Below are 26,440 nucleotides of genomic sequence, written 5' to 3'. Positions count from 1 at the left end.
GCAGGGCGAGTCCAACACCATGGACGAACCCGTGGACGTATCCCACCCAATACGGAGAGTCGACATAACCGTACTTAGACGCCAGAACACCCCGTCCACAGGATTGTTTATGCGCCGGTGATGGGCGCCGGCGCACTCGCGCTGGAGAGGAGAGATCGATGTCAACCCGAAGTCAACTCCGATTCGTCCACCGAAACGAGTCTGCAGCAGAACAGGATTCAACCAATCGCATTGCACAGGTCTACCGGCATTCCGACGGCTATCCTGAGAGTGTCCTCCAAGACCTCGCTCGACTCAAACAACTGCTCGAGAAGACACGAACGGAACGTGGTCCCAGCTACGCCGCCGCGCAGTTCATCTTCCTCGAGATGCTCTCGAGTATGAGCCTCTACGTGGACGAAGGACGTGAGCGAAGTATTCGCGCTGATCAGCCGGATGATTTGCTGGACCCGTCGAACATGGCACATCTCGAGCAACCGTTATTCCTGCTCGGCCACAGTGTCGAAAATCCCGTCAACGGCATTCATGGAGATGAGGAGTACCTCTACGTCGTCGAACTGCCAACGCGAACCCCATTCGATGATCCGGCAGAGTGGACCGTCAAGGTGAGCGACCACGCCGGCTTTCCGCGGTGGGACGGGCCGACAGACGAGGCGTTCAAGCGAGCGTCCTGGCAGTTTCATGGACCGCTGGAAACTGCTCTCGAGGAACTGTAGGTCGAATTTGCAGAACGGTTGATTGGCTCAGATTACGCCACTGACAACGAGGAACCCGACGATCACGAAGAGCGACACGAGAAGAGCGCCGGCCAGCGGCTTGTTCTCCATCGCCTTCTCGTGGAGTGGCATCGCTGCATATTCTGTGCGGAACGCCTCGAGGTTGTGGTCGTCGTAGAAGTATTTCGTCTTGAGTGCGAACCGTTCGGTGACCGCACAGCCTGTACAGACCGGGTTGCCCTCGAGTCGCTCAGTTCTGATGTGACTGCCACAGGCAATCGCGCCACAGTTGGCACAGTAGGTGTAGGTTTCGTCGCTGCCGCTCGTCTCACAGTGGACACAGCGGTGGATACCGTTCTCGAGAGTTACCCGTGACGGCCCCGCTGCATAGTACTCGTAAGGGTACGTGTACGCCTGCAGTTCGGTTGTCTGTCGGACTTCAGGCAGATACACAGCTTCGATCGATTGAACCGAGATATCCGAGAGGTTCGGCTCGCAGGTCTTGTTGTATGTGACGTTGTTGTCACCCGTGTAGGTCACTGTCGTCGTGTGGTAGTCTTGCAGTCGATCGACGGCCCACTCTTTGTACTCGGTCTGGGTCTGTCCGAACCGGCGTTCGGTGACTTGATCAAAGACCTTCTCAAATCGATTCTCATCGAGGTCGACTGTCGTGTGAAGATTCTCGGTGACGAGCGTCACAACATTGTCATCGGCTACCTGTGGATAGCCGCGTTTCGCATGGACGACGAACCGTGTTCGCTCGTTAATCCGGTGGATGACACCCACCGATGTCTCGAAGACCGCATTCGTATCGGCAGTAATCGAAACGACTGGACGGAACGTCACTTGCGAGTGTGGCTCCGGAAGGTCGGATGCCGCGATGTTCTCGATGTCGCGGAATGCCTCTCGAACAGGTGCATCGACAGTCGCCGCCGGATCGTAGGGACGTAGCGTCTCGTCACAGAGGATCTCGATACGGCCGTTATAGAGATCAAGACCGATTTCATCAGCAATCTCGCGGAGTTCCGTGCCGTCGATCAGCTCGATAGGATAGGGATCGCCGTTTTGCTCGAGGCGGGTAGCGTACTCTTGGGCGGGGCTGGTAAATCGACCTGTCGTGACGACCATTCCGCGCTTGGGTCCGTCGAAGTCAAACGTCGCAATGGCTGAATGCAGTTTCTGGACGACCGGCCGTCCGACAGTCCCTGTATGCTTACACTCGACAACAATCGCTCGCCGAGTCCCGTCGACGACCTCCTCCATCAGAATGTCCCTCCCCTCATCAGCTGTTTTTGCGGCCTGCCGGACGTTTTCGTAACCGAGGTTTCGGAAGACGTCCTCCATCAGATCCTCGAATTCGAACCCAGAGAAATTGTCCAAGACAGCCATTTCGGAGATATTCAAAACACATTACTCAATTACTAAATATGTTCTGAGTCGATTGAGTGTGTCAGATAGCTAGGGTGGTGTTGGGTATTTATTCGACATACATTTGATATTGGGGAATATCCCAACCCACGTCGAAGCTGGACTTGTCGGAAATGTCGTCATGCGACGTACGACTGATACAAACACCTACCTGTCCGGCTGGAAATACACACTTCTCCTGGGCACGCTACAGGACCTGACGCTCATCCGCTACGACAACGCCCACGAAGATACCAAAGGCCATGAACTCCACACCGCTGCTGGCGATACTGATCTCGAGTTTCCTGGAATGGAGGAACTCCTCGTTGAGTTTTGGGTCACTGCTGGCGAATACTGGGACACCACTGGCGGCAATCCACCACGTCCCTATTGAAAACCGCAGACACCACACAACCGATGACCACACTTCACATCACCGTCGGCGATCGAACACAGGTTCGTAAGGAAACAGCTGATGAACTAGATAAGAGTGATGAGCAGGCAGTCCTCCAGTTCGGCACCTACGACGATCTCGTTGACAGTCTCACACCACTGCGTCTAACTCTCATCCAAGCAATCGCCAAAGAGCACCCCTCGAGTATGCGTGAAGCTGCACGGCTCGTCGATCTCGATGTTTCCGATGTTCATGCAGACCTGCCCCATCTCGAAGTGCTTGGCATTCTCGAACTTGAGGAAGGTGACCCTGGTGGCGCGATACAACCGATTGTCCCGTTCGACAAGATCGAGATGCATATTGACTACCCTCTCCTTGACGACGACAGTACTCCCGCCAGCGCACATTAGTCGTCCAGTTTTCTCATTTTGTTTATCAACATGAAATCCTCGCAGGACAGTCTAGTTTACCGGTTCCTGCACAGAGAGGCGTTTTACCGAACGAGCGCGTCAAAGACTTGTTCCTCGACTTTCCGAAGGTGTTCACCTGCGGTTGTGGGTGCGATCCCAACGCATTCAGCCACGTCCTTGTGAGTCGCCTCCCGGGGAGAACTGTAATACCCAACTTTGACAGCCGCTTCGAGTACTTCTTGCTGACGCGTTGTTAACACCCTCAGAAGCTTATTCACGTCCGGATCATAGCTTCCCGTTTCCATGACCTCGTACGTCAGCGGGAGTTCCTCATCGACGCGTCGAAGAGCCTCTTGAAATGCTGAATCGCTCCCTACGTAGGTAACTCGAACCGATCCATCAGAGTTGATCGTAATCGGCGTCTCGATGACGATGTCCGACTCGCGTTCGAACTCCAAGAATCGCCGCATCACGTCCGAGGGCTGGAACTGACTCACCGCCATCCACCGGTCCTCTCCGGAGACGAGATATTCCTCCACAAGGGAGGACTCCTGCATAATCGCTTCATATCGGCCCGAATCGCCACTCCCCTCAGCAAACACCAGCACTGTATCATCGGCGAGCAGTTCAATATGGTGAATCGCCTCTCGAGTGATCGCCGGTTCGTCTCGCAGCGCCGCCGCAGTTGGGTGAAATGCCTCACCTTCAGCAGGAGTTATTTTGACAGTGAGGTATCGCATTGACAGAAGAATCGAATCTGACAACTTAAAAAGCCATGTTTGACCGGCAGTTACGCTTCTACTTTCAAGGCCGTACTGATAGCCATGCAGCATCTCGGAGAGACAACAGAGATCGCGATCATCGGCGGCGGAATTTGCGGTCTCACGACTGCACTCGCGCTCGAGCAGCGGGGGCTGTCGCCGACGGTATACGAAGCAGCATCCGAATACCAACCGGTCGGTGCCGGCATTCTCCTCCAGACGAACGCGTTGCTGGTGTTCGACCGGCTCGGAATCGCAGACCAAATCCAGTCGACAGGAGTACCACTCGACAGTGGTCGGATCCTCTCGATGAGTGGTCGAACCCTGCAGCGATTCGATCTGGATGGCGTTGAACGGGCGCACTTCGACTACGGCTATGTCGCAATCCACCGCGGCGACCTGCAGCGACTCCTCCTTGAGGAACTCGACTCACGAGTCAAAACAGGCAAAGCCTGTGCAGAAGTTGAAGACACGGACCCACCAACTGCCCGATTCGAAGATGGGACACGTATCCACCCTGACATCCTCGTTGGTGCAGACGGCATCAATTCGACTGTGCGTGACGTGATCGCTCCCGATATCGAATTGCAAACGCTCGACGCCACCGTCTATCGAGCCACCGCAACCTGTGAGTTGCCAGAGCAACACCGCACTCGAGGAGTAGAGATCTGGGGAAAGGGAACCTACACTGGCGGCGCTCCGATCGACTCCGATCGCTTCTATTGGTTCGCTACAGCACCAAGTCCGAGTCCGTTCGAAACGGCGACTACTGGCAGACAGAGCATCATGGAACAGTTACGCAAATACTACAGTAGCTTCCCGGAACCAGTTCCGACTGTCATCAATTCGGTCGCCCCTGACGAAGACATAATCACGACTGGTCTCATGGATGTGCCACCACTTGACCAGTGGTCACGCGGGTCAGTGGTTCTTGCTGGAGATGCCGCTCACGGAATGTTACCGTTCGCCGGCCAAGGTGCAGCACAGGCGATCGAGGACGCACTCGCGTTGGCCGCCGCACTCAGTAGGTATTCTGATCACACAGCGGCGCTAGAAACATATGAACGCAAGCGAAAGCATCGTGCCGAGCGGATCCGCTCGGAGTCACACTGGCTTGGAAAGTTCGCGACGATACAATCAAATCTCGGTTGCCGAGCGCGCAATCACGCAGTCAACCTTCTTCCAAACAGCATCTTCCGCCGATTTCGCCACCGGCGAACGACTGGTACCTCACTCCCTGTGACGAAGGAAGGAATCGACCTCCGATGAAATCAACTCCGGCGCTTCACCGGGACCACTGTGGCTGATACCGTCGAATTCGACGAGATGGCTGTGGGGAAGTACCTCATGAAGAGCTACGCTGCCGCACGACTGCGACGCGAGCCGGCTTTCTGTCCGATACGAAGAGGAGCGAGCCCCGACGGTATACGTATTCATATTACCGGACAACAGTCAGTGAATACTCGATCGCGTCTCGACGGCTGTCGCCGTCGGCGACAGCATCTTAGGTACGATCGTGGGCTGATTATCCACAGACGAGGTATGGCCTTATGATTCGTCGTCTATCGTCTACTCGTCATGGGAGTTGACAGACGACACATACTTCGTCTCGGCGGCATCGCGACAGCCGGAACGCTTGCAGGCTGCTTTGGCACGAGCAGCGGGCAAGACGAAAATCGCTCGGACGACGAGCAAGACGGAGCTAATGGAACCACCGGCGGACAGTCGTACGACTGACAGGACGCAACCTGGGATTCCTACTGGTACTCCCTTTACAACATGAGTACCAACATTTCGATGAGCGGCAACGGCGTCTTGTTCCCCCACAACGACGAGCAACAAGCCCAGTTCGACCAGCGATTTCCGGCCATTCTCGAGACGGCCGATCAAGAGCAGCCGCCGGTCACGAACGCCAACCTGAACATGGCTCCGTTCACCGAGGGTGATCCATCATTTACCCAGCAGCCAATGCTCGAAGACGAAAGCGGGCGACCGGATGCGAGCACGCTCGAGTGGGACAAATCACTGTCTTCCGGCGTGGTCAGTCCGTCCTCGGTGGCCTAGACCCAATCTGAAAGGCGTTACGTGGGCGAAAAACTTCGACGTGCTACCGGACGACATCGCGGCGGAGTTTCGCTCGGAAGTCCTCTCGACGCTCGCCCAGATCGGAATCAACGCGGCACTCATCGCCGGTGGGCCACAGGAGAACGGTGCCTTGACGGCCGGAGACGATTCGCTCGAGCTAGTTTCGGGTTTTCGTCCGAGCGGTCCGGAAATCACCGATGCGACGCCGCGTGTCCACCATCACTCGGCGATGCTTTGGTTCCTCTCGGACATGGTCAGCCTCGCTCAAGGAGGCTGGTTCGGCTACGAGAACCCTGAACCGCTCATCCCTGCAGAGAATATCCAACAGCTCACCGATGGGATGTTCCAGACGACTCGCTCTCAATTCGCCCCGGCTGACATCGCATCTCAGTCGACGCGACAGCTTGGACAGACGCTCGGGGCAGTTGGATGGTACGGCACCCAGGCCGGTAGTAACGAGTTGCAGTCGAGCGCCCTCGCAAAGCAGGTCGACGCGAACCTCGACGATAACGGGCTCGTCGACAACGGCTCTCCAAATCAGGCCGCAACGCAGGGAATCGTTGGGCAGGGACTGCTGTGGGCATCCGAACTCGACGGCGTCGATCACACCGATACTGCCACGGACGTGCTCGGATACATGATCGACGAACTCTGGGACAGTGATGCGGGAACGTTCAAACCAGGTGCGAACGCGGATACCTACGCGATCACCGCTCGAGACGCCGGCGACATCACCGGCGGCCTCAATGCAGCGGACGCCGTGCTCGAGCGAAGCGGCGTGAAAGACACGTTCGCCCGGTTTTTCAACCAGACTTTCAATCGCGGCCGACTGCAGCGTGCTGAGCGTCCACAGTCCCGGATGAGAACGCGGAATACACGCTCCCGTTACCTCCCGAGGCTGGTGGCGAATACGGACAGGCAGCCGTCTACAACGCTGCAGTCGAGTACGACCCCGCCGCTGACGAGTGGTCCGTGACCGATGATCGCTTCGATACCGAGTGGGCGCTGTACCTCGCGAACCAGGATATCTGGATCGGACAGTGGGCCGGTGACTTCTACCAGGATCGTGGCCGGTCGGGGCACTCCGATTCACCCCCATGCGAGTGACACCGATGCGTTTTCCTGGCGTTTCTCATACTACTGGACAGAAGTCAATACGAAACCGGTCGCGAATTCGCGGCCGTCCCCATAGGTGACGGCCGCATACGTGCGGCCGGCTTCACNATACGAAACCGGTCGCGAATTCGCGGCCGTCCCCATAGGTGACGGCCGCATACGTGCGGCCGGCTTCACGTCGTTCTGTCCAGCAGTATCACTAGCTCGTGATCAATTCTCGAGGATAGCTTGTGAACAACCACGTAGTAGACGTATGAACTCGACGACACGCTTCGATCAACAACAACCGCTTTCGTCGGGCCCCCATTTGCATGCGTCGCCCGTCGTCATGTCGTTCTCGTCGATATAGGCCGAGAGACACGCGTAGTTGCAAAAGTACGTCGGCGACCCACAGTCGTCGGTACAGTCACGGACGCAGATCGGGTCGTGGTCGAAGAGACGCGAGCCACAATACGCACACTCCTCGTCCGCGTCGGGTGTTGCAATGGTCGTGGACATACCCGAGCTACGAGAACGGCCCTGAAAACATTTTTAGGCCGCCCTTCTGAACGCTGGTCGAGTACTGATCCGTTACTGCGCCTTGAAAGCCCGACCGGGTTGCCGAGCCGATTGATAGGGATCAGCAGACTAGTTCATAGTTTCTCTCATCGTGCGATTTTCCTCGTAGACTGTTTTCCTCCTGAAAACCTCCGAATATCCACGCTGATCCAACCTATGAGTTACGCGAGACAGCGACCGTTCCATCCCGATCGACTTGTCGACTGGCTTGCAGACGTTCTCAACGATGTCGTCCGCGCAAAGAGGCTCATGTGGATCGCCGGCAGAGAGCGGCACGCGCTCAACTGTAATCTCGCTGGCACCCAAGTCCAGGTGGATGTCAACAGTCAGTGGGCCACGAGCATGCCGGCGTTCCAGAAGGAATCCTACCGTGAAGCCAGACCCGACCTCGACTGGGACGAAGACTGAGAGCGGTATGAAAACCCGTTTCCGAGCCGTGCTGAGGAGGAACTCGTCTTCGACACTGATGTCGAGAAATGGGATGTGACGACGGTATGAGTTCCTTGACTCGAACACTGCGACACGGAGCGACCGTCGGAGCACCGACAGGCCTCGAGTGAACGATCCCGTTCAAAGTCACCAACGCGCCGATGATCCGTGATACTGCCGGACAGAACGACGTGAAGATCGGTCGCGCTGCTGCGGCCGTCACCGGTGGAGACGGCCGCGAATTCACGACCGACTTCGTATTGACTGCTGTCCGGCAGTATGAGGAACTCACTGCTGCGGGCTACGACGTATTGTTCTGGTGGGAACTCTTCATAGAAGGTGGAAATCCGCTTCTCACTGACGATTCAGACGGTCTGCTGTAACGATTTACCGGTGCAACCGCAGTGTGGGTCGCGGTTGCACCGGAAATGACTGACAGTAGTCCGTATCAGACGAACTCGATAGACGAGATCAGTACATGCTCGTGTACGCGACGCGGTCGGCAAACACCGAACACCGAGGACTTGTACCTCGTCGAGTAAACAGATTTTCTTGTAATTCGAACAATCATTCCAGTCTCGCTTCCAAAGTTGTGAGAATAGTGCCAGAGACACTTTCAATCGTGCAGAGAGCTGCTTGCTTCCAGCCGTGTAAATGAGCGTTCCTTGTTGTTAACGCCTGACCAAAAATCATAGTGCTTATTATCTACTTTACTTGTGTTAATAACTGATGGCAGAACACACACGCCGACGATTCGTCACTGGTGGAATCGGAGCCGTTGCTGCAAGTGCACTTGCTGGCTGTCTGGGGGCCAGCGGACAGTCGAGCGGGACGACTGGTCAGGCGTCATTTTTCGTATTCGGTGATATCGCCTCACAGGTCGCCGGCGACGCAGCGGCCGGGAAAACGCTCGTCCCGGTCGGCCAGCACGGACACGGCTGGGAGCCTGGTCCGAGGGTGCAACAGACCGTCCTCGAATCGAACCTGTTCATTCACGGGACGGAAGGGTTCCAGCCGTGGGCCGACGACATTGTCGAAACGATCGAATCCGACGGTACAGACGTCGCTGTCGTCGATGCTAGTGCCGGTATCCAACTCCAGGAGCCTGGGCACAGTCACGAACAAGCACACGACCACGAGGATGAACACGAAGCTGCAAACCAACACGGTGAATCGCCCCCATGGGAGTGGGCGGGACTCTATCACCTCGAGACAGGAACGTACACTTATACGTTCGAGCAGGGTCCGGACACCCAGATGCACCTCGCCGTCCTTTCGACGGACGAGGGTGGCGACCACGGTATCCACCACGTCGAAGAGACCGCACATTCGCTCTACGAGAGCGACCACAGTTCACACACGACGGTTGAGGCTGATGGAACACTCTCTCCGTCGTCAGAGTCGCTCTACACGCTCGAGTTCGCCGAAAATGGTGCAACGACATACACACTACAGGTCGAGTCAGAAGGGCACTACGTGCTGTTCGCCCAGCACGTCCCTTCGGAGTTCAACGCGGCGCTGTCAAACGAGGGCGGCGCGTCGGTTACACCTGAAGTAACGGAAGCGGTCGGTGGACATGACCACGGTCACGAAACGGAAGACGATCATGAGAACGAGGATGGTCACGACCACGGGCACGGACACGCAGGTGGGATGGATCCACACTTCTGGATCGATCCGGTCCGCGCAAAGACAGCCGTAGACAACATCCAGCAGGGCTTCGCGAACGTAGACAGCGAGAATTCGTCCACATATGAGAGCAATGCAACGCAGTACAAAGACAAACTTGACGACCTGCACAGTTCGCTCCAGAGTGGTCTCGAAGGGGCTTCGAAAGACGTCGTCTTCGTCGCCGGTCACAACGCGTTCGGCTATCTGGGCGCTCGCTACGGGTTCGAGGTGAAAACGCTGACGAGCATTTCTCCTGACGATCAGCCAACCCCGAGAGATATCGAACAGGCCCAGCAACTCATCAGTGAACATGACCTCCAGTACGTCTGCTCGGATCCACTGGAATCCCAGCAGGCTGCCCAACAGCTCGTTGCCGAGACTGACGCTACGGAAGTACTGCCGCTGACGTCGATTCCCGGACAGACACAGGAGTGGGCCGACAACGACTGGGGATACGTCGACATCATGAAAAACGTCAATCTTCCCACGCTGCGGAAGGCACTCGACGCACAATGACTGGTGAGTGCGAACCGCATCGAGGCGAGACCGACCCGGACTGGGTCGACCGTCGCGACCGTGACCAGCCACCACAACTGGCGTCGGCTGTCGTCGATCCTGTGGACGGGCCAGCGCAGCGAACGATCTACCCGCCAGACGTAGCGCCGGTCGTTCAGATGGAGCGCTGGATTACCGCACGAGACCAAGATTTCGTCGACTCCGGTGAGTGGCGATGACCGGGGCGACAGTCGAGACGGCCCCGAAAGCAGTCGTAACTGCCGACGACGTGTCGTTCGCCTTCGGCGACCGGCCCGTGGTCGACGACGTGTCACTCACAATCGAGCCGGGCACGTTTCTGGGTCTCGTCGGCCCGAATGGGTCTGGAAAAACGACGCTCGTCGAACTCATGCTTGGTCTGCGCCGCCCAGACAGCGGGCAGGTTCGGCTGTTCGGCACGCCAGCACATGAGTTCGACGACGGCGAACGGGTCGCCTACGTTGCCCAGCACGCGACGAAAGCAGCTGGTCGTATGCCAGTCACCGTCCGCGAAGCGGTCACCATGGGCCGGTACCCACACCGTCTCATCGGTCGCTTTTCCGATTCGGACCGACAGGCGATCGACGAGGCGCTTGAACGCGTGGGCCTGACCGAACTGACCGAGCGCCGTGTCGGACGGTTGTCCGGCGGCCAGCGCCAGCGCGTATTTATCGCTCGTGCGCTGGCCGCGCAAGCGGACCTGCTCGTCTTGGACGAGCCAACTGTCGGCGTCGACGCCGAGTCTCGAGATGCGTTCTACGACCTTCTCCGCGACCTCAACGCAACCGGAATCACTATCGTCCTCATCGAACACGACATCGGTGTCGTCACCACGCACGCCACCGAAATCGCCTGCATCAACCGAAAACTGCACTTCCACGGCGACCCCGAGACGTTCGCCGAGACGAACGCACTGGCCGACGCGTACGGTGACGGGCGGGCCGTCCTCGAGCACGATCATTGACCATGTTCGAGATGACCTCCCTGCTGACGGTGAAGCTGTTCGCGTTCGCACCGTTCAATTGGTTCCTTGAAGACGCGTACGGGGCGTTCATGGAGGCGCTCGCGAAAGCGCTCGGCCTTCCGGTACTCGAATATGCGTTCATGCAGCGTGCGTATCTCGCTGCGATCTGTATCGGCGTCATCGGCCCGCTGGTCGGCACGTTCCTCGTTCACCGAGAAATGTCGATGATCGCGGACACCCTTGCACACACGGCCTTTGCCGGTGTCGCTGTCGGCCTGTTCGTCAACAATGCCCTGTCGCTGTCACTGTCGCCTATCCACAGCGCGCTCGTCGTCGCTATTGGAACAGCACTGCTCGTAGAACTGCTGGTCCAATACGGAGACGTCACGACGGACACTTCACTGGCGATGATCTTGACTGGCGGCTTCGCACTGGGAAGCGTGCTTATTACGGCGACCGACGGCGGCATCGCGGTCGGCATCGACGCGTACCTCTTCGGATCGCTCACGACTGTGTCGAGGGCAAGTGTGGGTCTTTTGGTCCTCATGACCGGTCTTGTTTCTGTGGCGGTCGTGATCACTTATCGACCGCTGCTGTACGTCACCTTCGACGCGACTGCAGCACGGGCAGCCGGTATCAGCGTCGTATGGTACAACCGGCTGATGGTCGTTCTGACCGCGCTCGTCGTCGTCAGCGCGATGCAGGTCATGGGCGTCATCCTCGTCGCCGCGATGCTCGTCATTCCGGTCGCAACGGCTGACAGTGCCCGCAGTTTCAAGCGATCGATACTTGCGGGCATCCTCGTGGCGGAAGTCACTGTCATCACCGGTGTTACGCTCTCGTATCAGTACGGGATCGCAGCAGGCGGAACCATCGTCCTCACAGGAATTGGACTCTACGTGCTGTCATTGGGTGGTCGTCGACTCGGACTTCGGACGCGAGCGTGGCGCCGAATCGGTCGTCCCGGCGAACGGGTGTTCACGCGTATAATCGACAACACTGCCAGTGAACCGAAAGCCGACGGAGGGACCGAAGACGAGGAACGATAAATCGCACAGGGCCGCCACAAAAAGAAGCCGGCCTAGTCGTCCGCGAGTGCGAGTTCCCGTTCTTCGACTCCAAACGGATCGGGATATATACTCCAATCGTCGTTCATCTCGACAATCAACCACCAGTCGAAGCACTCAAAGAGAAGGGGTCAATCTAGCAATGCTGGTAAAAACAGAAGCCAGTGGCTCTGTTGAAATCCTCAGCGAGTGATATACTCTGACCCGGTTACGGTCAATACAGGACAAGCAGTTACCGAAGTGGCTATCGATATATCCGAACTATGCCAAAAGCCGCCTGCTGAATAGAGAATGGATGCATCAAACTGACTCCGTTTATTCCTCGTAGTCTACAGCGAATCTAACGCTCAGTAGACCTGCTTACTGACCGACTCAATCGGACGCTTCTACGGCAGGTCTGTAGGTCAGATCTGCTAGGTTCAAATAATGCTTTCAAAGCGTGCTGAATACTTGACCTACACACTGTCAATTGAGGCTTGGTGGTTATGGGCTCGCACGATACCAAAGGATCGATCCTTCAGGGGCCTCACAGCACTTATCGATAAAATCATTTACAAATTGATCACTTTCGATTCTCTCCTTGATATTCTCCTGGTCACGCCTTGAGTAATAAACCCGGGAGGATTCCGGACAGCTCGACAACAAAGCATCTCTATTTTCATTGAGACTGGTACCCATTTCTGGAATTTCAGGTCCGTACAAAAATTTCCCGCTGTCAAATAGATACTCCTGACCCTCGATCTTCATACGGTACTGATCCTCTTGATTACCGAGCAATTTCGTCCATAACTTGGAGGCTGGCTTGGTATCGACTATCTGTCGAGGGGCCTCCTGTCTCAGCCACTTTCCCCAATCATCGTAGAGCCAGTAGTGGTGTTCATCACCGACAAAGTGACGTAACCCGTCCCAGAATCCCGGGCATCCTGGTCCGTTCAGTGCATTGATTGCTGGTGGAGGATCGAGGCTCTTGTATTCATTCAGTGCTTTTTCTGTGTGGTTCTTTACCCACGGAGTATCCAATGTCTTATGCACCTTTTTACCCAGTTCGAGATATTGGTCTACCTCACTCATCCGGAGATGATACGTCACGCCCATCCTTGATCACGCTATTTTCTATTTTCGGTTGCAGGGTTAACAATTTTGACTGTGTGTTATATTATCTCTCGATATTGGCAAATATGTTTGAATTTGCAAATCGTATAAATCGATAAACCAGTTCCACAGTTGAGGGATAAGCCACTCTCTGTATTCGGCACGCTGACCTTGGAAAAAGCCGATGAAATCAATTGCCACTCCGCTACCGGCTTACCCTCTACTTACCGACTGATTCACTCAAAGGGAGTTGAAACAACTCACTTGCGAGTCTTTCTATGACACTCTCTGCCAGTAGTTGATGAGGATGTACGCCTTCTTTATTAACAGCGGAACCAGAACGCTCGATTCGGTAACTACACTCGTGTAGTGTGCGGATGGTTCACTGCCTGTGGCGTGAAACAAACGGAGGTGGCGTGCTGCACTCATCCTCTATATCTTGCACGCCATTACTATCAGTTCACAGTTCAAATCTGCCACTGCACGGATGCTGATACTCACAAGTCAAAGGTTGAAACACCACTCTGCACACTGATCGCGGATATGATCTCTTGAGACCGCCAGTCGCAGTAATGGCAGCCATCAGAATCCTCACTGAACTGCCAGTCGATTCTCCACTTGTTGTACGGGTCCAGTTGATCACGCCATTGTGAGTGCGTCGATCCAGTCGTCCGACTGAATCCAGGCGTCTTCGTTGTGTTCGTCGTAGACGATCAACTGGTTGGTTTCCGTCTGGACAGCCGAATAGTGCTCGAGCGGGGCGGCGTCGACGCCAATCGTTGGTTGCTGGTCGCGGTGTGTTGTATCTGTGGACATAGGATCTCTCCTCGATTGCTTACCTTACACTACTAGGTAACACTTGGTAACGTATAAGCACTCGCGAACCACCTCGTTAGGAGGTTACCTAAAAGTCAGTCGTCCACGGACGTCGGCTCGTTTGTCAGCACCGAGTCGGAAATCGAGTAGAGCGATTGTCTCGCATCACGAAAATACATTCGTTCACGAAGGACGCCGGCGTCCCGAAGCGCATCGAGTGCGTACCGAACGGTCCGTTTGCTCAGCCGAGTTTCGGTTGCGATTTGACTCTGCGTCATCTCGCCATTGATGTCGAGAACTTTCAATACGAGTTTGGCACTCGGTGGAAGGTCGTAGAGTTGATCCGGAACGTGGGTCATGATCCAACGTTGCTCGTGTCGCCACATATGCTTTCAGCGCCGATGCAACGACTAGACACGACCGTGACGATCACACTCGAGCGGAGACGTGTTCGTCGGGTAGAGAGGTCACAGAAATTCAATCGAGGAAACTTGAGAGGTGGTCGGCATACTGCGACGGACGATCAGCCGGGACCCAGTGGTTCGCGTCCAGTCGGGTGATGCCAGCAGTGTTCTCGAGGTCGTCGTTCAGCCGTTCTGCGAACTGGATCGGCTGGAACTCGTCGTTCTCGCCCCAGATGAAGTACGCCTCCGCTGTGATGGCTTCGTAGTCGATTTCGGTCGTGTGACTTGTATTCGTTGCGATCGCGTTCCGGCTGAGGGAAATCCGGCCCTTATCACTCCTGAATCGGGATACCATTCCCTCCACGAATTCGTCGTCTGGATCGATGAGTGTCGATTGGAACATGCCGGTGAGCTGTTCGTCCACGTCGTCGACACTCATATCGTTAATTGTCCCGGGAAGCCCGAGATCGACGATGAACTGTATTGGCCACGAGTCGTACGCGATCGAGTTCGAAAGCACGAGTTTTCCGACCGCATCCGGGTTGTGTGCCGCGTAGCGGAGCGCGACACCACCACCGATGTCGTGGGCAACGAGATCGATCTGGTCGACCTCGAGTTGCGATAGCAGTCCATCGAGTACCTGCTCTTGGGCACGGATGGACCGATCGAAGCCATCGTACATTGCGGAGTTCCCGTAGCCGACGAAGTCTGGGGCGATTACCCGTCGATCGTCTTCGAAGGCCGGTGCGACACCACGCCAAAGATACGACCATGTCGGAATCCCATGGAGGAACACGAGCGGGTTTTCGGATGCATTGGTCTGCCCCTCGTCGTAATACGACACGGTCAGTTCGTGTGTGTCGACCGAGACCGTTGTCTCTTCTTGTGCGTCCGACCATTCTTGATGGGGCAGTTCGTTCGTCATCGAATGATCACTTACCGCCCCACTATTTGTAACTTTGTATGTTACAAATACTGCTATCGAATCACTTCCGTATCGAAGGCACCACCGCTCTTCTCACAACTATCGAGAAGAACAACCACCGTAGAGAGGCGTTTTCAGTCGCCGAGATCGGCGCTTTCGACGCTTTCGATCGGCGTTGATGCCTGCTCGAGAATCTGCTGGCTGAGATCAGCGATGGTGATCGTTTTGAGTTCGTCTTTCAGGGCGGCCTCCGCCGGTTGCAGCGTCTCGGTGAGGACTGCCTGGATGTTCTCACCAACGGGACATGCTTCGTTCGGATCGGTCGGATGGAACGTAAAAATCGACTCCACCTCGAGCGCTTCGTAGATGTCGTAGAGCGTCACGTCGTCCGGATTCCGTGCCAGTGCGAACCCTCCATTCGGTCCACGTTTGGTCGTAACGAGGTTTGCATCCCGAAGAGATCCAAGTAGGCGACGGACGACGACCGGGTTGGTATTGAGACTCCAAGCAAGTTTTTCCGAGGAAAGGCGTTCATCACGAACGACAGCGAGCACCGTCAGCACATGCGTCGCGACGACGAGCCGACTACTCCCATTCATATCTGAAACGAGACGATCTAGCGTTGTAACGTCTTCCGATCACCATGGGCGCAGTAGCTCGCAGGGTTCGCCTCTGAGACGGAGTCTATATCCTCGAGTACTATCACGCCCACAGATTGGGCAGCAGGAGCGATCGGCGGCTTCGTTGGCAGCGTCCTCTTCGGCCTCATCATGCAGTACGTCATCCCGGCACCGATGCTCGAGATGGCGATCCCCGCAATGTACGGCATCGAGGGGCCGGCCTTGCTCGCGGGATGGGCGATCCACCAGTTCCACGGCGTCGTCCTCGGCCTGGCCTACGTCGCACTCGTTCAGTTCGGGCCGCTTGCCGAATCCACGAAGCGCATCGGCCCTGCAATCGGACTCGGAATCGGTTACAGGGTGCTGACAACTGCCACTCTTGCGGTCCTCGTGATGCCGATCTGGCTTTCGACGCTCGGCTTCCCCGGTGCGCCGCCGTTCCCGAACGTCGCGATTCCTGGCACGATCGTGAGCCTCGTCGGCCACGTCGTCTACGCCGTTCCTGTTGCGCTGGCGTATGCGCTCGTTGCTCAAGATTACACTACCGACGAGGGTGAATAGCGTATGAGTGTGTTTGTGTCGTATCACACTCACTCGAGGACCATCCCGTGAGCAGGACGTATCGACCGACAAAGAATAGTATTGACTAGTAACTTGGTTACAACACGTAACTATATACTGTTCCAGCACTAGTGTACAGATATGAGCGAGTCGACTGAACAACTGGAAGTGTGGTGTGCAGGCGAAGACTGGTGTCCCGTCACCTCCACAGCAACGTTGATCGGCAAGAAGTGGCACACCGTTATTCTCCATCGATTGCTTGCCAACGGACCACTCGGTTTCAACGCACTGAAAGAAGAAGTCGGCGGGATCTCGAGCAAGGTCCTCTCGGACTCACTCGAGGATCTCGAGGCCAAACAGCTGATCGAGCGGTCGATCATCAGCGAAAAACCGGTTCGAGTCGAGTATTCGTTGACCGAACACGGGAAATCGCTAGAGCCAGTGATCCAGGAGATGGCTAAGTGGGGACAAGAACACCTGACGGCTGCACGGGACAAGGAAAGCTCGATCGCTTGATACGTCCCACAATATGACCAATGTGGTTCCCGACCGCCGTTGGGGTATGAGGGTTTACAATCCAGGATCTCTCAATTGAGAGCGATATTGTGACTGACTTGCACTCTCGACGAACCTATAAGAAACGTTATCGCTAATGTAGATGGGAGTGAACTCCCATGATGAGCGCTTCTCACGACGTATCAGGATTCGAGGGACCAAGAGACGCTCACTTCGTGAGAAACAGTCGTTCCCGGACGGCTTCTGGAATACGACGAGTTGCTGTCTCAAGCCCACAGGGCATGGAACCAAACGCGATCCTGACCACCGGTCGGGAACTGGACTACGGGCCAGATTGGAGCCGTGGCGAGGGTTACGTGAGGGCACATACACACAGTCAATTAGACTCGAGGCGGAGCTATCATGTCCAAGAGTCGCTCTAAGCGAGGGAAACGAACTGCTAGATCCATCTCTGTGAACTCCATCGAGAGCGGACCGATGAGAACGTCCGTCCAGCCCAACGGACCACCACGGCTAGTACGCCGTCACGCGTCGACGTGCGAGCCGAACCAGAGAACCGCAATCGGTTCGGCCCGCAACGTCAGGCGTGACGAACCACTAGTGTGGACAGCGCTCTGAGCGCCATGGTAATAACGAGACGAGCGGTGCTCGAGCAACTTGCGACAGCCAGCGATAGCGATCCGCGAGAAACGACGACGAGTGGAGCGCTCGCAGCGGCACTCGAAGCCGACGAACGCACGATTGAATCCCACCTCCACGGGTTGGCAGACTGCGAACTGGCTCGGATCCGATCAGACGGGAGCGTCCGAGTGACAGTTACTGGTGAAGAACTGCTCGAACTCGAACTCGACGAGCTAGTGATCGTTGATCCGGAGACGATAAATCCGGATGAATGAGATGGGGTAGTATTTAGCATGTGCCTACGTAACGAGGCCCTATATGGAGGCACTAGAAACGAATGTCTAATAGCGAGACGACCGACCCTGAAGGACCCCAAGAGATCCAGTATGATCCATCAGCCAGCCGATACGATCTCTTCGAGTGTCCCGACTGTGATAACGTCGTCCTCGTCCTCGGTCGCGACGATCCGCCGATGTCGTGTCACGACGAACCGATGGAACGCGTGACTGACCTAGAAATGAGCGTCAAGCCGCCGGACGTCAGGCAGGTACTACTCCAGGCCTTCGGGCTCCCGAAAGCCGGGCTGGACATTTGTCTGTGTGTCATCGGAGAAGGTCCGCTGTCGGCGAACGAAGTGGCCGAGACGCTCGGATACGATCGAAGTACAGTCACCCGGTATCTGAACAAACTGGTCGAACTCGGGCTCCTCCGGCGGTCTGAACTAAACCGGGAAGCAGGTGGTGTCGTTAACGTCTATCACTCGGTCGATCTCGAGCGGATGCGTCGCGAGACGCTGATTGGATTCTACGTCTGGGCTGGCGAGGCTGCTTCCCTCATCGAAGATGCGAACCTGACTAAACAGGACTATCTCGAAGAGAATCCCGATCAAGAGCTTCCAGACGTGTTCTGGGAATCGTTCCAAGGGAGAGACAGCTGATAGAGGCTGCGCGCGACGAACCAGGGACTATCGGTTGCCCTCGAGTACCTTCGCTGCGGTCAACACGGGATCCCAGGTCGTGTTGAAGTGGGGCGCATACGCGAGGTCGTAATCGGAGAGTTCGTCGACGGTGATTCCTTCGGTAACCGCCCCAACGAGCGCGTGGCTTCGGTGGACAGCATCTTCGCCGTACTCGGAAACGAGACTGCCTCCCAACACGCGTCCAGATGGACGATCGGCTGTGAGCGTCACGCGTACTGTTCCACCCTCGGGATAGTAGCCAGCGCGTGATTTCGCGTCGATCGTCTCCGAGATCGGGTCTTCGCGCTTTGCTTTGCTTGCTGCCGATATCCCTGCGGCGTCACCCCCAACGACAACGAATGTACTCACGGATTGATCTTTGCGGGAACGCGTATAACTGCGGCTCGAGTGTGCGCTTTAGTCCCCACCCCGCCTCACGGGCGTGCAACCGAACTGAACCGGCGCATGGGGTTCTTTACCACAGCTATCGTTCAGCACTGTACCTATGGCTGATTTCGACGTCATCGTCGTCGGCGGAGGAACTGGAAATAACGTCGCTGCGGCCGCCGCCGACGCTGGGCTCGACACCGCGCTGGTCGAACCGGGACCGTTGGGCGGAACGTGTTTGAATCGGGGCTGTAACCCCTCGAAGATGCTGATTCAGGCGGCAAACGCTGTAAATCACGTCCGGGACGCCGAGCGGTTCCACGTCGATGCCACCCTCAATGGAATCGACCACGCCGCTGTCGTCGACGAGATGGACGACCTGCTTGGTGGGATTGCCGAAGACATGGAAGACCGGTACCGAGAAAAGGACAATCTCACGCTCTTCACGGAGTACACCGAGTTCGTCGATGAGCGAACGCTCGAGCTTGCGGGCGAGACCGTTACTGCCGAGAAAGTCGTGGTAGCTACGGGGAGCCGGCCGATCGTCCCGCCGATCGACGGCCTCGACGAGATCGACTACCTCACCAGTCAGGAGGCACTCTACCTCCGCGAACCGCCCGAGAGCCTCGTCATACTCGGTGGCGGGTACATCGCAGTGGAACTGGGATACGTGTTCCAGTCGATGGGCACCGACGTCACGATCGTGGAGATGATGGACTCGCTCGTTCCGCGGGAAGACGCTGATGTCGCCACAGCGTTCACCGAGCTCGCCGCCGAGCGCCACGACGTTTACACCGGTCATCGCGTGACCGCCGTCGAAGAGCACGGTGATGGCCACGCTGTCCACGCAGAGACGGCAGACGGCAGGGAACTGACCGTCGAAGGGAGCGAAGTGCTCGTTGCACTCGGCCGACGGCCGAACAGCGACGAGCTGGGGCTCGAGGCGGCGGGCATCGAGATCGACGACCGCGGATTTATCGAGACGAACGAGTATCTCGAGACGAGCGCCGAGAACGTGTGGGCCCAGGGCGACGTCGCCGGGAACGCGTTATTCAAACACTCCGGCGACTACGAGACGCAGCACACAGTCGCGAACGTCGTCCACGAAGAGCGAACGGCAATCGACCTCTCAGCGATGCCCCATACCATCTTCACCGACCCCCAGATCGCCGGCGTCGGGGCGACCGAGGCGGACCTTCAGGACGACGATACGGAGTACGTCGTGGGCCGGGCCGACTACAGCGACTCGGCGATGGGGCGGGCGAAGAAACTCGAGCACGGATTCGTGAAGGTGCTTGCCGCCCCGGACGGCGAGATTCTGGGCGCCCACGCCATCGGCGACGAGGCATCGACGCTGCTTCACGAGGCAGTCCTCGCAATGCGACACGGGCTCTCCGTCGACGACGTGGCCGGGACGATCCACGCACATCCGACGCTGAGCAAGGTCCTCGAGGCCGCATTTCGAGAGGTGACACGGCAATGAGCGAGGAATCGCCGTCTACGGAATACGAGGTGATCGTCGTTGGTGGTGGTCCTGCAGGGATGACGGCGGCGCTGTACAGCACGCGACTGGGCCATCGGACGGCAGTCGTCAGTCGCGGCGGCGGTCGGGCGGCGATGATGCAGGAAGTTCATAACCTGCTGGGCGTTCGTGAGGAAACCAGCGGCGCCGAATTCCTCGGTATCGGGCGGGAACAACTCGAAGCGTACGGCTGTGACCTCCATCAGGACATGGTCACCTCGTGCTCCCGCGAGGAGAGGGAGAGGGAGGAGAGACTGATCCGACTATCGGGCAACAATAACGACTACGAAGCAGAGATCGTGATCCTCGCGACGGGGTTCAACGACGTTCGCCCGGAACCGCCGCTGCCGCGAACCGGTCGTGGGCTCCACTACTGTCTACACTGTGACGCCCACATGTTCGTCGACAAGCCGGCCTACGTGATGGGCCACTCGGAGAGTGCGGCCCACGTCGCAGGAATTATGCTGAATTTCACCGACGAGGTCGACTTGCTCACCCGCGGCGACGATCCCGAGTGGAGCGACGAGACGGCCGCCATGCTCGAGCGCCACCCCATCGACATCGTCCACGAAGATATCACAGGCGTTCAGAACGGGAACGATGGCTGGTTGAAAGCGCTCGAATTCGAGGATGGGGTCGTCCGGGAGTACAAGGGCGGGTTCGCCATGTACGGCGCCGAGTACAACAACGGACTGGCCCGGGAACTCGGCTGTGAGATCAACGACGACGGGACCATCGAGGTCGGCGATCACGGCCAGACCTCCGTCGAGGGCGTCTACGCCGTTGGCGACTGCACGCCGGGCCACAACCAGCTTCCCATCGGAATGGGGCAAGGCGCGAAAGCTGGGATCGACGTTCACTTCCAGCTGCGGGCTTTCCCGCGTGACCCTGACATCCTCGACGAACAGGGCCCGGTCCGCTCGGAGGAAGTTCCGGGGATACCGGACGAACTGCTCGAGCAGGCGGTCGACTTCCACACCTACGAGTGATATGGTCCCCCCTTACTGGTTTCCGGCACACCCGCATGGAGGGTTGCGAGCCCTCCGGTGCTGACTTGCAGGAGTCCGTATGAGGCGGAGACGAGTCGGCTCCGCGAACTCGAGCGCCGCTGCGACCCGCCCGCTCTCAGCCCGACGCGTTCGCGACGTCGACCTTCCCAGCGACGTATGTCAGACTGACAAGCATCAGCACCACTCCGAGCGGCAACAGCCAAGCGAACATCGTCAACAGGAGGCCGCTCGCCTGTATCCCGAGTGCGATCAGGACGGCGGGTCCACAGCAGACCGTTCCGGACAGCAGGGCCGGCACCGACGCAAGCAACCCCGAGCCAGCTCCGATCCCGCAGGCCGCCGGTTGGACGACCGCGAGGTAGGTCAGTCCGAGGTTGAGGCCGACGAGGCCAGCTATCGCGAGCCCGATCGCGATGTCGATCGGCGACACCAGAAATCGGATGACACCGGTGTCGAGCAGCGCAACGGCCTCGAACGACGCGGGGCCGATCCGTTGGAACATCCGGACCAGCGGGTCGTCGACGACGATCAGGTTCGGGGCCGCGCCGGGTCGCATCGCGAGGTCGCCGATAGCCCAGAGGAAGGCCGCGAGGTAGCCGATCCCGACGAAGATGGCGACCGCCAGCGAATCACGGCGTCTGACGACGAGCGCCGTTGCGGCGATCGTCTCGTCGATCCGCCGCCTCGGCGCCGGGTCGAACTGAGTCCAGGTGCTCATCCATGAACCTCCGTCGAGGGGTAGAAGCCGTACCAGGCGAACCACATCGCGTCAAATCCGATCACGCGCTCGAGCGGGAGCGCATCCGGTTCGTACTCGTCGTCGACGGTGAGTGCACCGCTCTCGAACTCGACCGACCGGTCGTCGGGATTGCGGTAGACGTAGCTCGTATCGAGTTCCTCGTCGTAGGCGGTCGCATAGGGAACGTCGCCCACTGAGTCGACGACGGCCCCGCGCTCCCGGAGCGTCGACTTGGGGACGGCCAGCGCTCCGTCAGCGGTCCGGGCCCCGACGACGATTTTCTTCGGGGTGAACCGGTCGTCGCTCGCCAGCGGGTCGAACAGCAAGCTCTCGTCGTCGTAGTAGCCGGTCCGGGGATTGTACTGCCCGTAGGGATCGCCACCGTAATCCCGGACGTGGCCGGTATTCTCGGTCAACACGGCCGTCTCCGGATGTCGCTCGTGCCACCGTCCCCACGTCGTCCACGTCACCTGAAACTCCGACAGGTACGCCCCTTCGTGTGGGCCGCGGATCCCCCGTGCGAGCACCTGCGACCACCACGTATCGCTCCCGCGGTCGTACATGATGAGATTGCTGTTGACGAGGCGCCCGGAGACGCCGAGCTCGCTTGCTCCGCGATAGAACCCCTGTGCCGTTCCGGTCAGCGGACAGTACGTTACCGCGACAGACTCCTCACCCACGACATCGTTGACGATCTCGTGCCACACGAGAACGTACCGGGGGTACGCCTTCGCGTCGCCGTTCAGTTCGACGCCGAAAACTAGATCGTCGGCCGACAGTCTCGATGGCGGATCGTCGGCTGCGGCGAACTCTGGCTCGTCGATCGAGGGGATGCCGTCCTTGCCCGGGCCGCCGGAGAGACTCGCCTCGTCGAGTTCGTTGGTCGCGTACTCCTCGGGGAGCGACCGGTCGACCGTGGGCGGAGCGCTAGTGATCGCTCTCCCATCGTCGCCCGAGATGGGCGCGAAGGAACCGTCCAGACAGCCAGCGAGCGCAGCGAGGCCGACACCGCTGGCCGCGCCGAGGAAACGCCGCCGGGAGACGCCCGCATTCTCGTATCCATCTGTCATATCCGTCGGTTGGAGCGCGACACTCATAACCGAGCGTCAGTCGTGTGTGACGGACACACAGTAGCGTTCTCGCCGAACGGGACGTTCCGAGCGCCCGTCTCGGCCGCGGAGGACAGCCTCGAGTGCTCGAGACCGTCCTCGTCACGAGCCGGGTCTTGAGTCCAGAAACTCGCGGGCTCGTTGGTTACCCAAGGATCGAAGTTCGTCGAGGAACGCGGGATCACGGTCGACCTTCGTCGAGCAGTGAAATCGCGTTCCCATATGGATGCGACGGATCGTCGTCCGCTGGAACTCGTCGGCGGGGAGTTTTCCATCCGCGACCCACTCGTTGATCCGCTCGATGAACCCCAGCTCCTGATTGAGGGAGATATTTCCCGACAGTTCGTTGCGCCGGTCGGCGATGACGTCCAGCGTGTCGGGTTCGCCCTCGAATTCCTGCGGATTGATCTGTACGATCCACAACTCTTCTGGTTTGCGTTCCGGCGGGAGTCGCATCAGATCGTTGACCGGCGGGTTCTGCGAGAACAGGCCGTCCCAGTGGAGGTGCCCGTGGATCTCGACGGCCTCGAACAGGTTCGGAACCGCTGCCGATGCGAGGACGGCGTCGACAGTGACCTCCTCGTTGACGAACGTTTCGAAGACGCCGGCGTTGATGTCGACCGTCCCGATCACTAGTTCCGGGACGTGCTCCTGACAGAGGTCCGGGATCGCGTCGAAGTCGATGTGTCGCTCGAGCACCTCTCTAAGCCGCTGTTTCCCGACTTCCGGGCCGAGTACCTGATACGGACTGATCGTGGGCAGCGGGAAGCCGGCGCTCTCCATTCGCGAAAGCGTCGTCACCAGGGAGTTCAGCCAGCGGTCCTGTCCCCCGTCGGCTGCCAGATCCGTCCACAGCCCGTCGAGGATCGCACGCGCCCGGTCGGCATCGTCAGTGACGAGCCCGTACCACGTCCCGAGGGCGTTGAACGCGCCACCGGACGTGCCGCTGATGCCGACGAGTTCGTACTCGTCGTCCCACTCCTCGAGCAGCGTCCGAAGGACACCCGCAGTGAACGCGGTGTGGCTGCCACCGCCCTGACAGGCGATGGCGACGCGTGTCGGATTTCCCTCACTCATACGTCGTCGTGTAGCCGCCGTCCCAGAGCAGGTCGCCGCCGTTGAGATGTTTGCTGTGCCGGGAAAACCCGAACACGAAGAGGTTCGCCACCTCGGCCGGCGTCATCAGCTCTTTCGTCCGGGCCTGCCCGAGCATCACGTCTTCGACGACTTCCTGCTCGGAGATGCCGCGTTCCGCGGCCGTGTCCTCGATCTGATTGACCATGAGCGGCGTGAGGACGTATCCGACACTGACCGAGAACCCCCGAAGCGTCCCCTCGCCCTCGGCAGCGATTGCTCGAGTGAGTCCCTGCAGCCCGTGTTTCGCGGTGATGTAGGCAGGCTTGTCCTGGGTCGCATAGTGCCCATGGACCGAGGACATGTTTCCGATAGCACCGACGCCGTGGTCGGTGGCACGAACGTGGGGCATCGCGTACTTCGCTGTCAGGAACGGTGCCCGCAACATGATGTCCAACAGCAGGTCGTACTTCTCCATCGGGAACTCTGAAACCGACGCAATGTGTTGCATCCCCGCGATGTTCGCAACGTACCGGAGTTCTCCCTCCTCGGCCGCGACGTCGATCATCGTCTCAACATCGGCGTCGTTGGTGAGGTCGGTCGGAACCGAGTGAATCTTGCCTGGCACGTCGAGTCTCTCGGCGAGTTCCGTCGTCTCTTCGAGGCCGTCCTCGTCAATGTCGGCACCGACGATCGTGAGACCGTTCGCTGCGAGGGCGACCGCAGTCGCCTGTCCGATACCCGAGGCGGCACCTGTTACAACGGCTGTGGTTTCGGGGCCGAAGTGTGGGTCCTCGAGAACGAGCAGGTCGTCGGTCATAAGCGTCGGTTCGGTGAGGTCGACCTCATTGGGAGACATACGCGGGGCTATGCGGGCAGCACATATAGTGTTATAACGGCTGTGTACCACAGATACACGGCGAGGATCGGCAACGCGCTCGAGTGGACACGACTCAGACGAGTACCTCGCTCCCAAGCACAATCACGCCTACGATCGCGAACACGATTCCGAGCGCCGGTTCCATGATCTCGCTGGGGACGTACTTGCCGACCCGCGTCCCGACGGTGCCGCCGATCAGCACGCCAGGGATCGACCAGGCCACGACGTACCACACTGGTGTGGCAGCGAGTGCGTGGACAGCCGCGCCGGCAATCGCGGCGATAGCGAGTACGAACACGCTCGTCGCGATCGCCACCCTGGGTGGGAGTCGACACCGAACGATCAACTGTGTCGTCGTGATCTCCGGGAGTCCGGCGCTGATCAGGCCGGTAATGAACCCACCAGCGGTCGCGAGGCCAAGGCCGGGCGGTCGCCAGCAGGTGTCGTATCTGAACGTCTCGCCGCCGGTCGTCTCGATAACGGTCTCGCCACGACCGGTGTTCTTCTCTTCGAGGAACGCCCCTTCGCCCTCACCTGGAACGCACTTTTCGGGCGGGTCGTAGTAGACGAGAAAGCTCCCAAGAAGAAGCAATCCGGCTCCGAAAGCGATGGTCAGCAGCGTCGTCGGGACGTGATGGGCGGCAAACGCCCCCACTACCACGGCTGGCACTGCACCGAGGAGCAGCCACTTCGCGGTCGCATAGTCGACTGTCCGCTGACGAACGTAATTCAGCAATCCGTTGCCCATGCCGAACACTTCGGTCAGGAGGCCAGCACCGATCGCTTGCGAGGGCGAGAGGCCCACGACCAGCATGAAGAGCGGGCTGAAAAATAACGCGCCCGAGACGCCCGAGGAGAGCGCGACCAGCGAGAAGAGAATCGACACCGGAAACACCCACCAGTGGGCTAAAAACTGTTCGACCGGGAACCCAGCCGGCACGGGAAGCGACTGTAGCACGACATCGACGAGTCCGAGTTCGAGTCCGGCCAAACCAGACGCCGCGGAACCGACCAGTATCCCGAGAACACCGACGAAGCCGCTGATCACGGCAGTGCGGTTTCTGGTCATCGACGGGCAGGTCGGGTGCCATTAC

General features: G+C 58.4%; 33 protein-coding genes and 2 pseudogenes. 20 read left to right on the top strand and 15 right to left on the bottom strand.

From position 1 onward, the window contains the following. The first annotated feature begins 158 nt into the window (after positions 1-158). Entirely contained in the window at positions 159-716 is a 558-nt protein-coding gene (locus C476_RS16140) for a hypothetical protein (protein ID WP_008014857.1), read from the top strand. Between the two features lie 27 nt (positions 717-743). Here the strand turns inward: C476_RS16140 and C476_RS16135 are convergent, their stop codons facing one another. Continuing rightward, complete coding sequence (locus tag C476_RS16135; RefSeq protein WP_008014856.1) at positions 744-2,105, bottom strand: restriction endonuclease; 1,362 nt, start codon at positions 2,103-2,105, stop codon at positions 744-746. 160 nt (positions 2,106-2,265) lie between these two features. Between C476_RS16135 and C476_RS16130 the strand changes: the two genes are divergently transcribed. Together C476_RS16130 and C476_RS16125 are read left to right on the top strand one after the other, a co-directional pair. Continuing rightward, positions 2,266-2,517 carry a toxin-antitoxin system TumE family protein gene (locus tag C476_RS16130; RefSeq protein WP_008014854.1) on the top strand — a complete coding sequence of 84 codons (252 nt, stop codon included), beginning with the start codon at positions 2,266-2,268 and terminating at the stop codon, positions 2,515-2,517. Positions 2,518-2,540: 23 nt separating this feature from the next. Beyond that, positions 2,541-2,927, top strand: a complete 387-nt coding sequence (locus C476_RS16125; protein WP_008014853.1) for an HVO_A0114 family putative DNA-binding protein — start codon at positions 2,541-2,543, stop codon at positions 2,925-2,927. Positions 2,928-3,010: 83 nt separating this feature from the next. Here C476_RS16125 and C476_RS16120 read toward each other — a convergent pair whose 3' ends face one another. Next, positions 3,011-3,667: a helix-turn-helix domain-containing protein gene (locus C476_RS16120; RefSeq protein WP_008014852.1), complete on the bottom strand. Its 657-nt coding sequence runs from the start codon at positions 3,665-3,667 to the stop codon at positions 3,011-3,013. An 84-nt stretch (positions 3,668-3,751) separates the two neighbouring features. Here C476_RS16120 and C476_RS16115 point away from each other — a divergent pair, with 84 nt between their 5' ends. After that, entirely contained in the window at positions 3,752-4,957 is a 1,206-nt protein-coding gene (locus tag C476_RS16115; RefSeq protein WP_008014850.1) for an FAD-dependent monooxygenase, read from the top strand. Here C476_RS16115 and C476_RS19770 read toward each other — a convergent pair. Continuing rightward, a pseudogene (locus tag C476_RS19770) lies at positions 4,919-5,044 on the bottom strand (alpha/beta fold hydrolase); the annotation flags it as partial. The gene C476_RS16115 and the pseudogene C476_RS19770 sit on opposite strands and share 39 nt — an antisense overlap. 222 nt (positions 5,045-5,266) lie before the next feature. Between C476_RS19770 and C476_RS18770 the strand changes: the two are divergent. The 4 genes from C476_RS18770 to C476_RS19710 are packed head-to-tail and all read left to right on the top strand — an operon-like array spanning position 5,267 to position 6,880. Beyond that, complete coding sequence (locus C476_RS18770) at positions 5,267-5,425, top strand: hypothetical protein (protein WP_160162909.1); 159 nt, start codon at positions 5,267-5,269, stop codon at positions 5,423-5,425. 42 nt (positions 5,426-5,467) lie between these two features. Next, positions 5,468-5,752 carry a hypothetical protein gene (locus C476_RS19155; protein WP_049912002.1) on the top strand — a complete coding sequence of 95 codons (285 nt, stop codon included), beginning with the start codon at positions 5,468-5,470 and terminating at the stop codon, positions 5,750-5,752. Positions 5,753-5,792: 40 nt separating this feature from the next. Then, positions 5,793-6,749 (top strand): hypothetical protein, encoded by a 957-nt coding sequence (locus C476_RS16105; RefSeq protein WP_049912001.1) that lies wholly within the window; start codon positions 5,793-5,795, stop codon positions 6,747-6,749. Next, positions 6,746-6,880 (top strand): hypothetical protein, encoded by a 135-nt coding sequence (locus tag C476_RS19710; protein WP_275039684.1) that lies wholly within the window; start codon positions 6,746-6,748, stop codon positions 6,878-6,880. The genes C476_RS16105 and C476_RS19710 overlap by 4 nt, the downstream gene beginning before the upstream one ends. A 285-nt stretch (positions 6,881-7,165) precedes the next feature. Here the strand turns inward: C476_RS19710 and C476_RS16100 are convergent, their stop codons facing one another. Next, positions 7,166-7,387: a hypothetical protein gene (locus tag C476_RS16100; protein ID WP_008014847.1), complete on the bottom strand. Its 222-nt coding sequence runs from the start codon at positions 7,385-7,387 to the stop codon at positions 7,166-7,168. Between the two features lie 216 nt (positions 7,388-7,603). On the opposite strand from C476_RS16100, the gene C476_RS16095 reads away from it, so the two are divergent. From C476_RS16095 to C476_RS16070, 6 genes are all read left to right on the top strand, one after another. Further along, complete coding sequence (locus tag C476_RS16095) at positions 7,604-7,855, top strand: GTP-binding protein (protein ID WP_008014846.1); 252 nt, start codon at positions 7,604-7,606, stop codon at positions 7,853-7,855. A gap of 182 nt (positions 7,856-8,037) precedes the next feature. Further along, positions 8,038-8,259, top strand: coding sequence for a hypothetical protein (locus tag C476_RS16090; protein ID WP_008014844.1), 222 nt, complete (start codon positions 8,038-8,040; stop codon positions 8,257-8,259). A 346-nt stretch (positions 8,260-8,605) separates the two neighbouring features. Then, positions 8,606-10,063, top strand: a complete 1,458-nt coding sequence (locus C476_RS16085; RefSeq protein WP_008014842.1) for a metal ABC transporter substrate-binding protein — start codon at positions 8,606-8,608, stop codon at positions 10,061-10,063. Continuing rightward, positions 10,060-10,281, top strand: a complete 222-nt coding sequence (locus C476_RS16080; RefSeq protein ID WP_008014840.1) for a DUF7511 domain-containing protein — start codon at positions 10,060-10,062, stop codon at positions 10,279-10,281. Before C476_RS16085 ends, C476_RS16080 begins: the two co-directional genes overlap by 4 nt. After that, complete coding sequence (locus C476_RS16075) at positions 10,278-11,045, top strand: metal ABC transporter ATP-binding protein (protein ID WP_008014838.1); 768 nt, start codon at positions 10,278-10,280, stop codon at positions 11,043-11,045. Before C476_RS16080 ends, C476_RS16075 begins: the two co-directional genes overlap by 4 nt. A 2-nt stretch (positions 11,046-11,047) precedes the next feature. Beyond that, positions 11,048-12,094, top strand: coding sequence for a metal ABC transporter permease (locus C476_RS16070; RefSeq protein ID WP_008014836.1), 1,047 nt, complete (start codon positions 11,048-11,050; stop codon positions 12,092-12,094). Positions 12,095-12,595: 501 nt separating this feature from the next. Here C476_RS16070 and C476_RS16065 read toward each other — a convergent pair. The 5 genes from C476_RS16065 to C476_RS16050 form a co-directional block, all read right to left on the bottom strand. Beyond that, positions 12,596-13,183: a hypothetical protein gene (locus C476_RS16065; protein ID WP_152418239.1), complete on the bottom strand. Its 588-nt coding sequence runs from the start codon at positions 13,181-13,183 to the stop codon at positions 12,596-12,598. A 660-nt stretch (positions 13,184-13,843) separates the two neighbouring features. Beyond that, on the bottom strand, positions 13,844-14,020 hold the full coding sequence (locus C476_RS18765) for a hypothetical protein (protein ID WP_160162908.1): 177 nt from the start codon (positions 14,018-14,020) through the stop codon (positions 13,844-13,846). Positions 14,021-14,115: 95 nt separating this feature from the next. After that, on the bottom strand, positions 14,116-14,379 hold the full coding sequence (locus C476_RS16060; RefSeq protein WP_049912015.1) for a helix-turn-helix domain-containing protein: 264 nt from the start codon (positions 14,377-14,379) through the stop codon (positions 14,116-14,118). Positions 14,380-14,497: 118 nt separating this feature from the next. Next, positions 14,498-15,349 (bottom strand): alpha/beta fold hydrolase, encoded by an 852-nt coding sequence (locus C476_RS16055; protein WP_008014830.1) that lies wholly within the window; start codon positions 15,347-15,349, stop codon positions 14,498-14,500. A 134-nt stretch (positions 15,350-15,483) separates the two neighbouring features. Further along, entirely contained in the window at positions 15,484-15,948 is a 465-nt protein-coding gene (locus C476_RS16050; RefSeq protein ID WP_008014828.1) for an Rrf2 family transcriptional regulator, read from the bottom strand. Between the two features lie 171 nt (positions 15,949-16,119). On the opposite strand from C476_RS16050, the gene C476_RS16045 reads away from it, so the two are divergent. The 4 genes from C476_RS16045 to C476_RS16030 all read left to right on the top strand — a co-directional run bounded on the left by C476_RS16045 (position 16,120) and on the right by C476_RS16030 (position 18,604). Continuing rightward, a complete protein-coding gene (locus tag C476_RS16045) occupies positions 16,120-16,530 on the top strand; it encodes a hypothetical protein (RefSeq protein WP_008014826.1) in 411 nt (136 codons plus the stop codon). 141 nt (positions 16,531-16,671) lie between these two features. Beyond that, positions 16,672-17,046: a winged helix-turn-helix transcriptional regulator gene (locus C476_RS16040; protein ID WP_008014824.1), complete on the top strand. Its 375-nt coding sequence runs from the start codon at positions 16,672-16,674 to the stop codon at positions 17,044-17,046. Positions 17,047-17,669: 623 nt separating this feature from the next. Beyond that, complete coding sequence (locus tag C476_RS16035) at positions 17,670-17,942, top strand: hypothetical protein (RefSeq protein ID WP_152418238.1); 273 nt, start codon at positions 17,670-17,672, stop codon at positions 17,940-17,942. 62 nt (positions 17,943-18,004) lie between these two features. Continuing rightward, on the top strand, positions 18,005-18,604 hold the full coding sequence (locus C476_RS16030) for a helix-turn-helix domain-containing protein (protein ID WP_008014820.1): 600 nt from the start codon (positions 18,005-18,007) through the stop codon (positions 18,602-18,604). Between the two features lie 27 nt (positions 18,605-18,631). On the opposite strand, the pseudogene C476_RS16025 reads toward C476_RS16030, so the two are convergent. After that, positions 18,632-18,925 (bottom strand): annotated as a pseudogene (locus C476_RS16025) (FAD-dependent oxidoreductase); the annotation flags it as partial. A 205-nt stretch (positions 18,926-19,130) separates the two neighbouring features. On the opposite strand from C476_RS16025, the gene C476_RS16020 reads away from it, so the two are divergent. Continuing rightward, positions 19,131-20,495: a dihydrolipoyl dehydrogenase family protein gene (locus C476_RS16020; RefSeq protein WP_008014816.1), complete on the top strand. Its 1,365-nt coding sequence runs from the start codon at positions 19,131-19,133 to the stop codon at positions 20,493-20,495. Then, entirely contained in the window at positions 20,492-21,523 is a 1,032-nt protein-coding gene (locus C476_RS16015) for an NAD(P)/FAD-dependent oxidoreductase (RefSeq protein ID WP_008014813.1), read from the top strand. The genes C476_RS16020 and C476_RS16015 overlap by 4 nt, the downstream gene beginning before the upstream one ends. A gap of 136 nt (positions 21,524-21,659) precedes the next feature. On the opposite strand, the gene C476_RS16010 is transcribed toward C476_RS16015, so the two are convergent. From C476_RS16010 to C476_RS15990, 5 genes are all read right to left on the bottom strand, one after another. Continuing rightward, positions 21,660-22,262 carry a hypothetical protein gene (locus C476_RS16010; protein WP_008014811.1) on the bottom strand — a complete coding sequence of 201 codons (603 nt, stop codon included), beginning with the start codon at positions 22,260-22,262 and terminating at the stop codon, positions 21,660-21,662. After that, positions 22,259-23,353, bottom strand: coding sequence for a DUF3179 domain-containing protein (locus C476_RS16005; RefSeq protein WP_049912010.1), 1,095 nt, complete (start codon positions 23,351-23,353; stop codon positions 22,259-22,261). The genes C476_RS16010 and C476_RS16005 overlap by 4 nt, the downstream gene beginning before the upstream one ends. A gap of 141 nt (positions 23,354-23,494) precedes the next feature. Continuing rightward, positions 23,495-24,469 carry a patatin-like phospholipase family protein gene (locus C476_RS16000; protein WP_008014808.1) on the bottom strand — a complete coding sequence of 325 codons (975 nt, stop codon included), beginning with the start codon at positions 24,467-24,469 and terminating at the stop codon, positions 23,495-23,497. Beyond that, positions 24,462-25,325: an SDR family oxidoreductase gene (locus tag C476_RS15995; protein WP_008014806.1), complete on the bottom strand. Its 864-nt coding sequence runs from the start codon at positions 25,323-25,325 to the stop codon at positions 24,462-24,464. The genes C476_RS16000 and C476_RS15995 overlap by 8 nt, the downstream gene beginning before the upstream one ends. A 94-nt stretch (positions 25,326-25,419) precedes the next feature. Next, positions 25,420-26,415 (bottom strand): sulfite exporter TauE/SafE family protein, encoded by a 996-nt coding sequence (locus tag C476_RS15990; RefSeq protein WP_206536898.1) that lies wholly within the window; start codon positions 26,413-26,415, stop codon positions 25,420-25,422. Positions 26,416-26,440: the final 25 nt, after the last annotated feature.

This window comes from Natrinema limicola JCM 13563, assembly GCF_000337475.1.
In the GTDB taxonomy this organism is placed as follows: domain Archaea; phylum Halobacteriota; class Halobacteria; order Halobacteriales; family Natrialbaceae; genus Natrinema; species Natrinema limicola.
The sequence above is the reverse complement of the archived record's forward strand: the minus strand, read 5'-3'. Positions and strand labels throughout refer to the sequence as shown.

Coding starts and splice junctions, on each gene's coding strand:
- C476_RS16065 (WP_152418239.1), bottom strand. CDS start 13,183: ATGAGTGAGGTAGACCAATATCTCGAACTGGGTAAAAAGGTGCATAAG.
- C476_RS18770 (WP_160162909.1), top strand. CDS start 5,267: ATGGGAGTTGACAGACGACACATACTTCGTCTCGGCGGCATCGCGACA.
- C476_RS16000 (WP_008014808.1), bottom strand. CDS start 24,469: ATGAGTGAGGGAAATCCGACACGCGTCGCCATCGCCTGTCAGGGCGGT.
- C476_RS16055 (WP_008014830.1), bottom strand. CDS start 15,349: ATGACGAACGAACTGCCCCATCAAGAATGGTCGGACGCACAAGAAGAG.
- C476_RS16140 (WP_008014857.1), top strand. CDS start 159: ATGTCAACCCGAAGTCAACTCCGATTCGTCCACCGAAACGAGTCTGCA.
- C476_RS18765 (WP_160162908.1), bottom strand. CDS start 14,020: ATGTCCACAGATACAACACACCGCGACCAGCAACCAACGATTGGCGTC.
- C476_RS19155 (WP_049912002.1), top strand. CDS start 5,468: ATGAGTACCAACATTTCGATGAGCGGCAACGGCGTCTTGTTCCCCCAC.
- C476_RS16010 (WP_008014811.1), bottom strand. CDS start 22,262: ATGAGCACCTGGACTCAGTTCGACCCGGCGCCGAGGCGGCGGATCGAC.
- C476_RS15990 (WP_206536898.1), bottom strand. CDS start 26,415: ATGACCAGAAACCGCACTGCCGTGATCAGCGGCTTCGTCGGTGTTCTC.
- C476_RS16115 (WP_008014850.1), top strand. CDS start 3,752: ATGCAGCATCTCGGAGAGACAACAGAGATCGCGATCATCGGCGGCGGA.
- C476_RS16090 (WP_008014844.1), top strand. CDS start 8,038: ATGATCCGTGATACTGCCGGACAGAACGACGTGAAGATCGGTCGCGCT.
- C476_RS16100 (WP_008014847.1), bottom strand. CDS start 7,387: ATGTCCACGACCATTGCAACACCCGACGCGGACGAGGAGTGTGCGTAT.
- C476_RS16080 (WP_008014840.1), top strand. CDS start 10,060: ATGACTGGTGAGTGCGAACCGCATCGAGGCGAGACCGACCCGGACTGG.
- C476_RS16095 (WP_008014846.1), top strand. CDS start 7,604: ATGAGTTACGCGAGACAGCGACCGTTCCATCCCGATCGACTTGTCGAC.
- C476_RS16015 (WP_008014813.1), top strand. CDS start 20,492: ATGAGCGAGGAATCGCCGTCTACGGAATACGAGGTGATCGTCGTTGGT.
- C476_RS16125 (WP_008014853.1), top strand. CDS start 2,541: ATGACCACACTTCACATCACCGTCGGCGATCGAACACAGGTTCGTAAG.
- C476_RS16120 (WP_008014852.1), bottom strand. CDS start 3,667: ATGCGATACCTCACTGTCAAAATAACTCCTGCTGAAGGTGAGGCATTT.
- C476_RS16020 (WP_008014816.1), top strand. CDS start 19,131: ATGGCTGATTTCGACGTCATCGTCGTCGGCGGAGGAACTGGAAATAAC.
- C476_RS16060 (WP_049912015.1), bottom strand. CDS start 14,379: ATGACCCACGTTCCGGATCAACTCTACGACCTTCCACCGAGTGCCAAA.
- C476_RS16045 (WP_008014826.1), top strand. CDS start 16,120: ATGCAGTACGTCATCCCGGCACCGATGCTCGAGATGGCGATCCCCGCA.
- C476_RS16075 (WP_008014838.1), top strand. CDS start 10,278: ATGACCGGGGCGACAGTCGAGACGGCCCCGAAAGCAGTCGTAACTGCC.
- C476_RS15995 (WP_008014806.1), bottom strand. CDS start 25,325: ATGTCTCCCAATGAGGTCGACCTCACCGAACCGACGCTTATGACCGAC.
- C476_RS16040 (WP_008014824.1), top strand. CDS start 16,672: ATGAGCGAGTCGACTGAACAACTGGAAGTGTGGTGTGCAGGCGAAGAC.
- C476_RS16030 (WP_008014820.1), top strand. CDS start 18,005: ATGTCTAATAGCGAGACGACCGACCCTGAAGGACCCCAAGAGATCCAG.
- C476_RS16035 (WP_152418238.1), top strand. CDS start 17,670: ATGGTAATAACGAGACGAGCGGTGCTCGAGCAACTTGCGACAGCCAGC.
- C476_RS16005 (WP_049912010.1), bottom strand. CDS start 23,353: ATGACAGATGGATACGAGAATGCGGGCGTCTCCCGGCGGCGTTTCCTC.
- C476_RS16085 (WP_008014842.1), top strand. CDS start 8,606: ATGGCAGAACACACACGCCGACGATTCGTCACTGGTGGAATCGGAGCC.
- C476_RS16130 (WP_008014854.1), top strand. CDS start 2,266: ATGCGACGTACGACTGATACAAACACCTACCTGTCCGGCTGGAAATAC.
- C476_RS16050 (WP_008014828.1), bottom strand. CDS start 15,948: ATGAATGGGAGTAGTCGGCTCGTCGTCGCGACGCATGTGCTGACGGTG.
- C476_RS16070 (WP_008014836.1), top strand. CDS start 11,048: ATGTTCGAGATGACCTCCCTGCTGACGGTGAAGCTGTTCGCGTTCGCA.
- C476_RS16135 (WP_008014856.1), bottom strand. CDS start 2,105: ATGGCTGTCTTGGACAATTTCTCTGGGTTCGAATTCGAGGATCTGATG.